This window comes from Bacillus sp. FJAT-45066, assembly GCF_002335755.1.
In the GTDB taxonomy this organism is placed as follows: domain Bacteria; phylum Bacillota; class Bacilli; order Bacillales; family Bacillaceae_I; genus Bacillus_CD; species Bacillus_CD alkalisoli.
In genome coordinates this window covers 1,183,922-1,197,199 of the sequence record NZ_NISQ01000001.1, presented here as the reverse complement: position 1 = coordinate 1,197,199, position 13,278 = coordinate 1,183,922, and the positions used below count along the sequence as shown (strand labels likewise).

Here is a 13,278-nt window from a genome sequence, read left to right as displayed (position 1 = left end):
TCCCCGCTACTCCCGCAGGAGTCTCCGCCTAGTACGGAAATCAACAGCTAATTAGCGTTATATATCAATAGAATATGGTATAACGCAACTTTTTTAAAACACGATCAATCGTTTGTCTTTTATTAATCTTATCATATCTTCGTTATTGATTCGCTTTTTCTGCCTCGATGGTTTCGACTTTTTCAGAAAGTTCTTCCCAGCGTTCCATTAGTTGTTCTAGTTGGGATGTAGCGTTTTTTTGTTTTTCCATCCACTCACTAATTTTACCGTAGTCACTACCTGCGTTTGAAATTTCGGTTTCTATTTGTTCAAGTGATTCCTCTAATGAGCTGATTCGTTCTTCAATTGTGTCCCAATCTTTTTGTTCTTGATACGTTAATCGTAATGCCTTCCCCTTTTGCTTTTTATCAACATTTGCTTCACTTATTACTTGTGCAACTTTTCTATCTATTTCTTTTTGTTGTTGCACTCGAAGCAAATAGTCGGTGTACTCCCCGAATATTCTTTCTACAGAACCTCGTCCGTCTAGTATTAAGAGCTCATCTACAACTTTATCTAGGAAATATCTGTCATGCGATACTGTCACAACTACTCCAGGGAATTCATCCAAGTAAGCTTCTAAAATGGTTAATGTTTCTGTATCTAGATCGTTTGTTGGCTCATCTAGTAAAAGTAAATTCGGTTGAGACATAAGAATTCTTAATAGATAAAGTCTTTTTCTTTCGCCACCGGATAGTTTATATATAGGAGTGCCGTGAGAGTGTGGTGGAAATAGAAATCTCTCTAATAATTGTGCAGCGCTTAAAAATGAGCCATCTGCAGAATGAAGTACTTCCGCTTCTTCTTTTATATACTCGATCATACGTTGGTTTTCGTTCATATCTTGTTGTTCTTGTGTATAATAACCTATCTTTACAGTTGTGCCTCTATCTACTTCACCACTAGTTGGATCTTTTTTATCTGCTATTAAGTTTAATAGTGTAGATTTGCCTGCGCCGTTAGGACCAACAATACCGATACGGTCTTTTTGTTTTAATAACAAGTCAATATGTTTAAGGATGGGCTTTTCACCAAAAATTACGGATACATCTTTTAGCTCAACTACTTTTCTCCCTAGTCTAGCAGATCCTGAAACGATTTCCATTTTCTCATCAGAAGAAGAAGGCATGTTATCTTCTAAGTTTTCAAACCTTTTAATTCTAGCTTTTTGCTTCGTTGTACGAGCTTTTGCTCCTTTTCGCATCCATTCTAACTCTTGACGGTACAAGCTCTTCTGTTTTGCTTCCGCTTTCGCCATTTCTTCGAGCCTAATAGCTTTTGCTTCTAAATAACTCGCATAGTTTCCTTCATATGTATACAGATTCCCGCTTGAAAGTTCAAATATTTTAGTCGTAACTTTATCTAGAAAGTATCGATCGTGTGTGACTAGTAAAACGGAACCATTATAGCGTAGTAAATATTCTTCTAACCATTGAATGGTTTCGAAGTCTAGATGGTTAGTAGGCTCATCTAAAATAAGTAAATCGGATTCTTGCATTAACACTTGAGCCAATGCCACACGCTTTTTTTGGCCACCAGATAGTTGTCCAACTTTTAATGTTACATTTTCAATTCCAAGCTTATGTAACATTGCTTTTGCATTCGAACTTCTATCCCATGCTTGTTTTGCATCCATTTCTTGTTGAAGAACTGTAAAACTAGTTTGAAGGCTCTCGTTTTCAGGATTGTTTTGTAACGCTTGCATACAATTTTCATATTCTTTAATTGTACGGTTTAACTCATTTTCTTCAGCAAATATTTGTTCCAATACCGTGTTCTCTTCATTCAACTCGGGATTTTGTGTCAAAAAAGAAATAGAATAACCAGAAGATGAGACTACTTCCCCTTCATCTGCTGCTTCTAGACCTGCAATGATTTTAAGGAATGTTGATTTACCAGTACCATTAACACCGATTAAACCAACTCTTTCTTTTTCTTGTATACTAAAAGAAACTCTTTTTAATAATTCTTTTTCTACATATGTTTTACTTATGTTTTCTGCTACAATCATTTTCATTTATTTTACTTCCCATTCTTTCATAAATTGATCTAAAAAGTTTTGTAAAAATGTATGTCGTTCGACAGCAATTTCTTTCGCTGTATTTGTATGAAGTGTATCTTTCAATTTTAATAACTTTTCATAAAAGTGGTTAATGGCTGTTGATTTTTCTGTTCTGTATTGCACATAGTCCATCTTATCTCTAACAGGTATGGATGGATCAAACATAGCTTGGTCTTTTGCACCAGAATACATGAATGTTCTTGCTACACCAATAGCACCTAATGCATCTAAACGGTCGGCATCCTGAACAATCTTACTTTCAATCGATGTTAACTCTTCCCCATTCCCACCTTTAAACCCAATTGTTTCTATTATGTAAAATATATTAGTTATTTCATATTCAGTAAGTTGATATTGTTGTAACAGAAGATCAATTTCTTCCTTCGCTTTCTTTTTATCTTTTACTAGTTTATCATCCATAACATCATGTAGAAGAGCCGCAATTTCTACGATCTTTATGTTGGCTTTTTCTTTATGTGCTATTTGAATGGCTACTTTACGGACGCGGTCAATGTGATACCAATCATGCCCAGTTGTATCATTTCCTAATTTGTCTATAACAAATTGTTCTATTTCTCTCAAATGAATTTCCTCCTACTACACGCAGTATTACTGCCTCATGTTTCATTTTATCAAATCTTGTACATTTTTTAAATGTAAGTGTGTTTATAAATGTGTAAAGAACCTTTTTAACCTAGGAAGAATAGTATTCATTAAAGAAAAATGAAAAGGTTGATACAAAATGGTGTACTTTTATCGTGATAATGGTCAGATACCGCAAATTGGTACAGCGTGGTTAGGTACACATGTTGTGACTATTAGGTGTTCGTATACAGAAGATGTTTTTTATTCTTTGACGAGTAGTGATCATGCACCATTGGAGACGGCAAGCTCTTCTTGTGCAGAAACGCTTTCAAGGTATTTTAGTATTGGTTATCAATTAGTTGGTGCGTATCCTTATGGAGGCGAGATTTTGTATGTTTTTATTTATAGATAGGAATATTTGAATATGTAAATTGGGCATGAAAAGTTTATTTCAGCGGCAGGTGCTCGCTTTCCGCGGGCGGTCGCAGGAGCCTCCTCGGCGCTTTAGCGCCTGTGGGGTCTCCTTTGACGCGCTTTCCCGCAGGAGTCTCACACCTGCCGCTGAAATAAACTTAGGAAAGTATTAAAAATTCAATACTAATCAATTAATAATAAATACAAACTTAAGAAATAAATTTAAAAAGTCATGAATCCATTAAAAAACTGGTTCATGACTTTTTTATTTTATTAATTATTCGTGATACCAAGATACGCCTACTGTGTTTACGCCGGCGTGTACGGCGATGGTTGTGGATAGTGGGCATAGTCGTGTTTGTAGGTCTGGATATTTTGCTTCAATTGTACTTTTTATTTCAATTGCCGGATCTATATCTCGGCCGTGTAAAACGAATACTTCTTTAACCGTACCTTTAGCTACAGCAGCATCTAATAAGTCATGTAAACGTTGAACTGCTTTTTTATCTGTACGGACACGGTCTGCTACATCTAATTTTCCTTCTTCAATAGCGATAATTGGTTTAATTTGTAGTAGACTGCCTAAAAACTTTTGTAGTCCGGTCATTCTTCCGCTTCTATGTAGTTGCTCTAAGCTGCCAATTAGTACGTATGTTTCGTTCTTATCAGACATCACGTCTAGTTTTGAAATGATTTCTTCTGCATTATGCCCTTCATCATATAAAGAGATAGCTTTTTTAACCATTGCGGACAACGGGTATGAAAGAACTTTTGAATCTACTGTGTGCACTGGTATTTCTACTAGCTCCGCTGCTTGCGTACTAGAGGAGATTGTCCCACTTAAGTGCTTTGAAAGATGAATTGAGATAATCCTGTCATAATTTTCTGATAGTTTATTATACAGTTCTGCAAATGTACCAACGGATGGTTGTGAAGTTTTTGGTGGTACTTCACTACTTGTTAACTTTGTGTAGAATTCTTCAAAACTAATGTTAATCCCATCTAAATATTCTTCGTTGTCAAAGTATATAATCATTGGTACGCTGTATACATCTGGGTGATTCAATAATTCCTCGTCTAATGTTGCAGTACTATCTGTAACCCATGCAATTCTTTCCATAAAAATTCCCCTCTCATAAGTAGATATAATATGTATATTCTACTATTCTACCAAAAATCCATTTATTTTTGGGAAAACTTTTAAAGCGTTTTCATAAAAAACTTTTTCATGGTGTTGAACTGGTATTATTTCTTTAATAAAACTAATATAGTCAGCCATCGAAATGAGTGGCCAGTCTGTACCAAATAGTAGTTTTTCATAATGATCGCAGTAATCTAATGCCTGTCGTAGATGATTGGTAAAATTAGTTTCCATGTGTCTTTGGACATCCTTTTTTGTCCCTACAATTAAACCAGAAAGGTCTGCATACATATTTCTGTTTTTATAAACAACTTCTGCTCCATCTAACACCCATGGATCGCCAAAGTGAGCCATCACAAACGTTACATCTCTATTAAATACTGCCACTTCATCAAGTGTTAGTGGATGGGAATATTTTAATAATCCTCTTTCGGAGTATGTATCTCCTGTATGAAAAACAACGGGTACTTTATATTTTGCAGCAAGTTCAAAAACAGGTTTATATGTTTCATCGTAAGCATAAAAAGGATAATATCCTAAATAAATTTTGAATCCGACAACATTGGGTAGTTTAATTTTTTCTTCTAGTAGAGATAAATGTTCTCGTTCTAATTTATATGGATTTATTCCTAAGCAATGTACGATTGATTTTGGCGAGTCTAACTCTAAGTCAAGCTCCATCGGTGTTTGTGACTTGTAATCCGGGAATCCATTCGACTCTGTCTCTGTTAATCCCATCGCAATACTAAGAACAACGTTATTTTCAAGCATTTCTCTTTCTAGTCCTTCTCGGGAATAGGAAAGATTGGATAAGTTATTAGCTGTATCATGAAAGCTAGTAATGTTGGAATAATGGATATGAGCGTCTATAATCTTCATTCGTTCTCCTGCCTTTCTAGTACTAATAGGTTACCCAATTGAATAGCAGAAAAAAACGGCTGAATTTAATTTTTTCAGCCGATTCTTTATTTTAAGGCTCTGTTAAAAACCACTGTTGATTTCCGCGCAAGTCTCCGCTTTCCGCGGGCGTGGCTGGAGCCTCCTCGGCTTCGCCTGTGGGGTCTCCAGTCCCCCGCTACTCCCGCAGGAGTCTACGACTTGCACGAAATCAACTGCTTGAAAGGTATCAAAATCAACATTAACCTTTAACATAGCTTATTATAATAGTTCTTCAATATCTTTTCTTAATTTGTTTGGATTCGTTGCAGACGCAAAGCGGGAAACCGGTTTGCCTTCTTTGTTTACGAGAAACTTAGTGAAATTCCACTTAACAGCTTTTGACCCCATTAATCCTGGTGCTTCTTCTTTTAAATACGTAAAGATGGGATGAGCTTCTTCGCCATTCACATCTACTTTTTTAAATAATGGGAAAGATACATTGAACTTTAGGCTACAGAACTCCTGGATTTGTACCTCCGTTCCAGGTTCTTGGTTGCCAAACTGATTACAAGGAAAGCCAAGAACAACGAACCCTTTGTCTTTGTAGTCGTTGTATAGGGATTCTAGTTCATCGTATTGAGGAGTAAATCCACATTTACTTGCTGTATTAACGATTAGGACAACTTGGTCTTTAAATTCTGACATAGACACTACGTTTCCGTTTATGTCTTCTGCTTTAAAATCGTAAAATGAAGTCATGAAAAGTAACCACCTTTGATTAGAAGTTACTTTTATTATGTATATTTCTACCGTTTATGTCTAATTATAAAGCTTTCTATTAGGATATAAGTGTGAATATACCATAAATGATTGCACTTGTTAAAAATAGACAAAACAGCGAAAGTGCGAAAATTTTCGTCTTATCCCACCCATCTTTTTCATCAAAGAAGTAATGTTTTATACTACTAAACAAGTCAATTACTAAACCAATAATCCCCATAGAAGTCCCCTCCTAAGCGTTCGATTTTAAAAAAGTAGTATAGTTATATATTAACATATTTTACTATTTTCTTGTTCGTTAAGTTCAGTCTTTTAAGAGTTTTTTTCATTAAGGGCTTATTAAGATCTTTTACTTTTTCATGTAAAAGTTCTGCGGTTAGGCTTTCTAGGTCAGTTCGCAAATCGAAAGCAGCCGGATTTATTTATCATCGGCTGCTAAAAATAATATATTTATTTCAATGTTTTCACGATGTATGTTATTAAATTTCTCATATCATCTATATTTTCTTCATATATAGGTCGATTGATTTTCATAATAGTTGTTAATGTTTTTTCAATTTCTTGCCCGTGAGTATATTGAATCCTATGGGAATATGGCCATTGAGTACCCCATATACCATTTAATTTTGACTCCCAAGAAGGTATATCAATTAATTTTTGCTTAAACGAAACGGTTACTCTACAGCCTGGCTTATTAAGATCTTTTACTTTTTCATGTAAAAGTTCTGCGGTTAGGCTTTCTAGGTCAGTTCGCAAATCGATGCTGGCGGTAAGAATGTTATCGACTGTCACTTGCATGCGAAACAGACGTGACATATTGGCCAAATCAACGATATCTTCTCTGTTTACAACTCGAACTTCACCATCTAAATCTAAGTCATAAATGTCTCCTTCTATTACAACTTTTAAATTATCAAATACGGTTGGGTCAAACATTTTAAAACAACCCCACTGCCAAACCATCTTTATCTACGTCCATTTTTAAGGCTGCAGGTTCTTTTGGTAATCCAGGCATCGTCATTACGTTTCCTGTAAGGGCAACAATAAAGCCAGCGCCGATGGATGGTTTTAGTTCTCTAATTGTAACGGTAAAGTTTGTTGGTCGTCCAAGTTTCTTTGCGTCATCAGAAAGAGAATATTGTGTTTTGGCCATACAAATTGGTAGGTTCCCCCAACCTTCTCCTTCGTACTGTTGAATTTGTTTTTGCACAGCAGGAGCAAGATCTACGTCTTTTGCCCCGTACACTTTCGTTGCAATGGAGCGTATTTTTTCTTCAATAGAATCTGTAGATTGATATAAAGGAGTAAATTCACACTTTGGTTCATCCATCACTTTTAGTAATGTGTTAGCAAGAACTATTCCGCCTTCTCCGCCTTTTTCCCATACTTGTGTTAACGCAACTGGAATAAGGTTTTCTTCACACCATTCTTTAACGAAAGCAATTTCCGCTTCTGAGTCGGTAATAAATTCATTAATGGCAACAACAAATGGTAATCCGAACTGTTGGATTGTTTCTACATGTTTCTTTAAGTTCGTTATTCCTGTTTGTAAAGCAGTAACGTTTTCTTCTGTTAGCTGTTTTTTGTCGACGCCACCGTGCATTTTTAGAGCACGTATGGTTGCTACAATCACAACTGCTTCTGGTGTGCTACCTAGTGAAGGTGCTTTAATATGTAAAAACTTTTCTGCTCCTAAATCTGCGCCAAAGCCAGCCTCAGTGATCACATAGTCTCCTAGCTTAGCTGCCATTTTCGTAGCTAACACACTATTACAGCCGTGGGCGATGTTTGCAAAAGGTCCACCATGAATGATTGCTGGCGTATGTTCAATCGTTTGCACTAAGTTTGGTTTAAATGAATCTTTTAATAGAAGTGTTAACGCGCCTTCCACCTTTAAATCTGCAACCGTAATTGGTTTTTTACTCGTATCGTATGCAACAACAATTTTAGCAAGTCTCTTCTTTAAATCTGAAATACTATTGGCTAAGCAAAAAATAGCCATAATTTCCGAAGCTACCGTTATATCAAAACCGTCTTCACGAGGTACACCTTGACTCGGACCGCCAAGACCAACGACAACATTTCTTAATGCTCGATCATTTAAGTCTACTACTCGTTTCCAGACAATTCTTCTTGTATCAATATTTAATTGATTTCCTTGATGTATATGATTATCGATAAAGGCAGCAAGTGCATTATTAGTGGTTGTAATGGCATGAATATCGCCCGTAAAGTGAAGGTTTATATCTTCCATCGGTAAAACTTGTGAATATCCCCCACCAGTTGCTCCACCTTTTACTCCCATTGTTGGTCCAAGAGATGGTTCACGCATCGCAATGACAGCATTTTTTCCTATTCTATGAAAAGCTTGACCTAAACCAACTGTAACAGTAGATTTACCTTCTCCAGCAGGTGTTGGGTTAATTGCTGTTACTAAAATAACCTTTCCATCTTGTTTTGTTTCTAATCTTTTTAATAAATCTAAAGAAATTTTAGCTTTATAATGTCCATAGTTTTCTAATTCGTCTTCGTGAATATCTAGGTTAGCTGCAATTTCTTTGATTTTTAACAATTTGCTTTGTTGTGCAATTTCAATGTCAGATAATACTTTTCTTGTTGTATTTTTCACCAGGTTTCCCCCTTCAAATATTCTAAAATTATTGTACCACTAAAATCCAAAAGTACTATGTAAATTGATTAACTTGGACATATATAAAAATTCTAAAATAATATTTACAGAATATTTACACAAGTAGGAAAATTATTACGTAGGTTTTGCATTGTTTTAATAGTACGTACATATTTATGTGTTATTTTTCTTTTATATAGATTATTTAAAGGGGGGATTGCGTTGGAGAGTAAAGTAAAGGTTCTTATTTTAACTGCAACATACGGAAATGGTCACGTACAAGTTGCAAATACGTTAAAACTCGAATGTGAAAAGCGTGGTATGGAGGTTAAAGTTTGTGACCTCTTTGCAGAATCACACCCTAAAGTGACTAAAATGACAAAGAAGTTATATTTGAAAAGCTACTCCGTTGGAAAACAATTGTACCGACTCTTTTATTATGGAGTGGAAAAGGTTTATAACAAAAAACTATTTCGTTGGTATTATACGTTTGGAATGAATCGTTTACTGACATTAGTTCAACAAGAACAACCAGATATATTAATTAATACTTTTCCAATTAATGCAGTACCTGAATATAGAAAAATTACAGGGCATTATATACCAACTTACACAGTTGTGACAGATTTTTGTTTGCATAAGCTCTGGATTCATGAACTGATTGACGGCTATTTTGTAGCAACAAACGATGTTAAAAATAGTATAAGGAAATTTGGAACTCCTTCCTCTTCTATTAATGTTACAGGCATTCCTATTCGTAAAGCATTCTATGAAAAACAAATGAAGACAGAAATAATAAAAAAGTATAAGTTAAACAAAAACAAAAAGTTAATCCTTATTATGGCAGGTGCCCATGGAGTATTAAAAAATTTAACTACAACATGTGAAAGGTTACTTACTAGCTCGGAAGTGGAAGTTGCGGTTGTGTGCGGAAATAACCTTATGCTTAAAAAAGAACTTGAAAACGCCATATCGTCTAATAGATTTCACGTTTATGGATTTGTAGATTCTATTCATGAATTCATGCAGGTTGCCACATGTGTGATAACAAAACCGGGTGGAATTACGTTAAGTGAGGCAACAGCAATTGGTGTTCCATTAATTTTGTATAACCCTGTACCTGGTCAAGAAAGAGAAAACGCCATCTATTTTCAAAAAAAAAGGGCAGCATTTATAGCATACAAAAAAGATGAGCTTATTATCTATGCATATAAAGTTTTAGGTGATGAAGACTTGCAAACAACCATGAGAGATTCTTGCAGAACATTAAATGTACCTTTCTCTGCAGAAAAGATTGTCAATAGCATTATGAAAGAGAGGAAAAAGAAACGAGATTTTGTATTCCCTTCAACGACGAAGAAAAGTTTATAAGGGAGGTTGTTTTAATGGACACTAGTACACATTTTGCGATGGGATTAGGTTTAGGTGCACTAGCTCATCTTTCCCCTTCTGTTCAACAGCATCCAGAATTAGCAACAGCCATTATTTTAAGTACTGTAATTGGTTCAAACGCTCCCGACTTTGACTATATTTTCCGTTTAAAAAGTAACGGAGACTATATTAGACAGCATCGGGGATTATCTCATTCCTTATTTGCCTTACCTCTTTGGTCGTTAGTTATAAGTATTTTTTTATTTATATCTTTTCCTTCCGTCCCGTTCTTCCCTATCTTCTTTTGGACTTTTGTTGCTGTTAGCTTACATGTCGCTTTTGATGTTATGAATTTTTACGGCACACAAGTTATGAGGCCCTTTTCAAAAGAGTGGCTTTCACAAAACTTCATTCCACTATTCGATCCAGTTATTTTTCTACTCTTACTATCAGGTTTTTTCGCTTTTTTAATTGGTGCACGATTAGGTTTTAGCTTTCTTTTCGCTTGGGTTGGTATAGCTTTGCATTGTATCGTACGTTATATTTTGAAAAGACATTATCATTCTTACTTAAAAGATAAGAATCCCTTTTCAACAAGCATTACACTTATGCCTACATGCTACTTTCTTAAGTGGAACTTTATTATTGAAGAAAAAGATCAGTTTGTATTAGGAACCATGCATAAGAAAAAAAAGAAATTATTTGTGAAATTAGATAAGGAAGACTTATCTAATCCGTACATTGAGAAATCCAAAACCGATCTAAACGTCCAACACTTTTTAGCAAGTACTCAATTTGCTTACCCGATAGTTGATGAATCAAAGAAGCTAGTTGAGTGGATAGATTTACGTTATCGTAAATTTGAACAATTCCCATTTAAAGTTAAGGTGTATTTTGATGAAAATGATGTTGTAATTTCTTCTACTATTGGGTACCACCAGGTTAAAAACAGAGACAAAAAGTACCTCCCGATAAAAATACCAAATGAAATAAAGTAAATATGAAAAAGGTCATACAACGCTATGGCCTTTTTTACTCTTGTCATTAAATCACTACTTTATGATTGGTTGTTCATGTACACTTCTTCAAATGGTTGAACGACGACAAATCCGTTTCCGTTAAACTTCATTTGAATGGATTCTCCACTACCTCTTCCGAAAAACGTTTTTAGTTGAATATCGGTTACGAACTCTGGTTCTAGATTGCCAGACCAGGCAACTGTTGCGTTTGGATCTGTGTAAACCGGTTGGCCTGGGTACACCATAAGTGTCAACGGTTCGTAATGGGACGTAAAAGCTACCATCCCTCTTCCTTCCAACTTCACGTTAAAAAGTCCGCCAGCCATCATGCCGGCAATTCTTCTCATCAGCTTAATGTCCCAGTTTAAACCCGGTTCGAAAGCTAGCAAATCGTTCCCATTTATGTAAATACTATTTCCTTCAAGGTCAAGAATGGTAATCTTTTTGCCCTGATCGGCCAAATATAATTTTCCGTTTCCATTTGCTTTCATAAGCTGTGCACCTTCGCCTGTGAAAGTTTTCTTCAGAAGCTTTCCAATGCCATGCTCTAAAATGCCTTCGCGTTCAAATTTTATTTTTCCTTCGTAGGAGATCATGGAACCCATTTTTGCCCAAACTTGGCCATTTAAGTTTACTTCTAGTAATCTTTCTGTTTCTAATTCAAAAAAACCTTGCCCTCTATCTCTTTGTTTCGTTTGTTCAACAAATTGTTGAATAGAGTATTTAGACATTTACTTCTCCCCTTTTTCTAAATGGAACACCCACATAAATGTTAATGCTTGCTTTAAATGTCTTGGTAATCGGTTAACTTCTACTTTCTTTGCTTCCTCTTTATATACGGGCAAGCCTTCTAAAAGTTTCCAACCATTTTCAACAGCTAGTTGCTCGAACTCCCACGGCATCATCGTATTGCATATTACATCTTTTCCGTAAAGACGACTATAACTATTCGCTCTCGGTCCTGCTGTTGGTCCGAGAAGTCCTAAGAAAAGGTGACCGTTTGGCTTTAGTACTCTTTTCATCTCATGTAGAGCAACCAGAGGACTCTCTGTCCATTCTATGGAGTTAATTGCCATAATAGAATCGAAACTAGCGTCTTCAAATGGTAAAGAGGTTAAGTCCCCTTTTATAAAATGAGCATTAGGGTGATTGCGTTCCAATTGAGCTTTTTCTATCATTTTTTCAGCAATATCGACTCCAGTAGCCCTTAATCCAACAGATGCTAACAAAAAGGTACCAAATCCATCCCCACAACCGGCATCCAAAATTGTCGTTTCTTTAGTGACATTTTCTATTATGAATGGGATAATCGTTTTCCTACTACCTTTCAACCACATATTTTCACTATTTTCATTCCAAAAATCCGCTTTTTCGTTCCACATCTGTTCCGTTGTTTCGTTCCATTTGAATGGTTTCAATTATTTACACCTTCTTCTAAATTGGTTGAATTTTCTATCATTAGTATAAACTTATTGTAACAGGTAATAGTAAAAATGAACAAAGGAAAACGAATAGGAGTTGTTAAGATGAAAGAAACATTTGTCGCTGTTCAAAAAAATGGGGATGGAGACATTGTTCAATTCAAAACCTCTTCCGGTAGAGTATTAACCTACGAACAAGCATTAGCAGATGTGAATAATGGTGAAGTGCTTGGTGCAAATGTTTTCAAAGGAAAAGACGGAGAAATGTATATTCGTGGAAATGCCGACGGTGATCCGACGAATAATCTAGACAACTTACCTACTTTTTAATAAGGAGATGTGACGTTATGACAAAAGAACATAACAAAGGTAGTCGTAATCAAAATGGACCTGTAGGTGGATATACAGAAATTTACCGCACCCTTTTTGGTGATGCTGGTGATAATAGCAAAGGTAATAAACGTAATAAGGATCAAAAAGATAAAACAGAACACTAATTCTTTTAAAGGGGTGCATTTAAACACCCTTTTTTTATAGGGAGTGGTTTATTGAGAAAGATTATTTGTTTACTAATGTGCTGTTTTGTAAGTTTCACTAGTACTTCTCTTTTATCAGCCAACACATACAAAGCAGAACACACTCAACCGGCATATGCGAAGTGGGGAAAAATTGCCATGGAGCGTACGCAAGAAAAATACCCAAACGCTAAAATAGTCGATTATCTTTATGTTGGTTCCCAAAAATTGGACGCTTCTACAGCAGAAACATTCAAGCTATGGCTTAATGAGAACGATAGAGAGTTTGGAGTGTTCGTAACGATTAGGTACGATAATAAATCCGAACAAATACAAAACATAAATTTCCGTGAAACAGATAGATAACCGCCAATATTTTCAATTGGCCGTTATCTTTTTTTATGCATTATCAAAGTAGTGTTA

16 protein-coding genes are annotated in these 13,278 nt (G+C 35.5%); 6 read left to right on the top strand and 10 right to left on the bottom strand.

The window, feature by feature from the left end; genetic code table 11:
• Positions 1-142: 142 nt before the first annotated feature.
• Both CDZ92_RS06095 and CDZ92_RS06090 read right to left on the bottom strand, forming a co-directional pair.
• Positions 143-2,056 (bottom strand): ABC-F family ATP-binding cassette domain-containing protein, encoded by a 1,914-nt coding sequence (locus CDZ92_RS06095; protein ID WP_096154361.1) that lies wholly within the window; start codon positions 2,054-2,056, stop codon positions 143-145.
• The gene (locus CDZ92_RS06090; RefSeq protein WP_406564884.1) at positions 2,057-2,683 is read right to left on the bottom strand and encodes an HD domain-containing protein; all 627 of its coding nucleotides are present in this window, start codon (positions 2,681-2,683) and stop codon (positions 2,057-2,059) included.
• Between the two features lie 160 nt (positions 2,684-2,843).
• On the opposite strand from CDZ92_RS06090, the gene CDZ92_RS06085 reads away from it, so the two are divergent.
• Positions 2,844-3,098, top strand: coding sequence for a hypothetical protein (locus CDZ92_RS06085; protein ID WP_096154359.1), 255 nt, complete (start codon positions 2,844-2,846; stop codon positions 3,096-3,098).
• A gap of 279 nt (positions 3,099-3,377) precedes the next feature.
• Here CDZ92_RS06085 and CDZ92_RS06080 read toward each other — a convergent pair whose 3' ends face one another.
• The 6 genes from CDZ92_RS06080 to CDZ92_RS06060 all read right to left on the bottom strand — a co-directional run bounded on the left by CDZ92_RS06080 (position 3,378) and on the right by CDZ92_RS06060 (position 8,529).
• Positions 3,378-4,220 carry a DegV family protein gene (locus CDZ92_RS06080; protein ID WP_096154358.1) on the bottom strand — a complete coding sequence of 281 codons (843 nt, stop codon included), beginning with the start codon at positions 4,218-4,220 and terminating at the stop codon, positions 3,378-3,380.
• 42 nt (positions 4,221-4,262) lie between these two features.
• Positions 4,263-5,120, bottom strand: coding sequence for an amidohydrolase family protein (locus CDZ92_RS06075; protein WP_096154357.1), 858 nt, complete (start codon positions 5,118-5,120; stop codon positions 4,263-4,265).
• A 279-nt stretch (positions 5,121-5,399) separates the two neighbouring features.
• The gene (locus CDZ92_RS06070) at positions 5,400-5,879 is read right to left on the bottom strand and encodes a glutathione peroxidase (protein ID WP_096154356.1); all 480 of its coding nucleotides are present in this window, start codon (positions 5,877-5,879) and stop codon (positions 5,400-5,402) included.
• A gap of 79 nt (positions 5,880-5,958) precedes the next feature.
• Complete coding sequence (locus CDZ92_RS19885; protein WP_176483725.1) at positions 5,959-6,120, bottom strand: hypothetical protein; 162 nt, start codon at positions 6,118-6,120, stop codon at positions 5,959-5,961.
• 230 nt (positions 6,121-6,350) lie between these two features.
• Positions 6,351-6,836 (bottom strand): hypothetical protein, encoded by a 486-nt coding sequence (locus tag CDZ92_RS06065; protein WP_096154355.1) that lies wholly within the window; start codon positions 6,834-6,836, stop codon positions 6,351-6,353.
• A 1-nt stretch (position 6,837) separates the two neighbouring features.
• Positions 6,838-8,529: a formate--tetrahydrofolate ligase gene (locus CDZ92_RS06060; protein ID WP_096154354.1), complete on the bottom strand. Its 1,692-nt coding sequence runs from the start codon at positions 8,527-8,529 to the stop codon at positions 6,838-6,840.
• A gap of 222 nt (positions 8,530-8,751) precedes the next feature.
• On the opposite strand from CDZ92_RS06060, the gene CDZ92_RS06055 reads away from it, so the two are divergent.
• Both CDZ92_RS06055 and CDZ92_RS06050 read left to right on the top strand, forming a co-directional pair.
• A complete protein-coding gene (locus CDZ92_RS06055) occupies positions 8,752-9,900 on the top strand; it encodes a diglucosyl diacylglycerol synthase (RefSeq protein WP_096154353.1) in 1,149 nt (382 codons plus the stop codon).
• Positions 9,901-9,914: 14 nt separating this feature from the next.
• Positions 9,915-10,898: a metal-dependent hydrolase gene (locus CDZ92_RS06050; protein ID WP_096154352.1), complete on the top strand. Its 984-nt coding sequence runs from the start codon at positions 9,915-9,917 to the stop codon at positions 10,896-10,898.
• Positions 10,899-10,957: 59 nt separating this feature from the next.
• On the opposite strand, the gene CDZ92_RS06045 is transcribed toward CDZ92_RS06050, so the two are convergent.
• Both CDZ92_RS06045 and CDZ92_RS06040 read right to left on the bottom strand, forming a co-directional pair.
• On the bottom strand, positions 10,958-11,650 hold the full coding sequence (locus CDZ92_RS06045) for an AIM24 family protein (RefSeq protein ID WP_096154351.1): 693 nt from the start codon (positions 11,648-11,650) through the stop codon (positions 10,958-10,960).
• Positions 11,651-12,301: a class I SAM-dependent methyltransferase gene (locus CDZ92_RS06040; protein WP_406564921.1), complete on the bottom strand. Its 651-nt coding sequence runs from the start codon at positions 12,299-12,301 to the stop codon at positions 11,651-11,653.
• Positions 12,302-12,445: 144 nt separating this feature from the next.
• Between CDZ92_RS06040 and CDZ92_RS06035 the strand changes: the two genes are divergently transcribed.
• From CDZ92_RS06035 to CDZ92_RS06030, 3 genes are read left to right on the top strand one after another with little or no spacing between them, the layout of a single operon-like run.
• Positions 12,446-12,670: a DUF3892 domain-containing protein gene (locus CDZ92_RS06035; RefSeq protein WP_227521492.1), complete on the top strand. Its 225-nt coding sequence runs from the start codon at positions 12,446-12,448 to the stop codon at positions 12,668-12,670.
• A 17-nt stretch (positions 12,671-12,687) separates the two neighbouring features.
• Positions 12,688-12,837: a hypothetical protein gene (locus CDZ92_RS19880; protein ID WP_176483724.1), complete on the top strand. Its 150-nt coding sequence runs from the start codon at positions 12,688-12,690 to the stop codon at positions 12,835-12,837.
• A 51-nt stretch (positions 12,838-12,888) separates the two neighbouring features.
• Entirely contained in the window at positions 12,889-13,221 is a 333-nt protein-coding gene (locus CDZ92_RS06030) for a YqzG/YhdC family protein (protein ID WP_227521491.1), read from the top strand.
• Positions 13,222-13,278 lie beyond the last annotated feature (57 nt).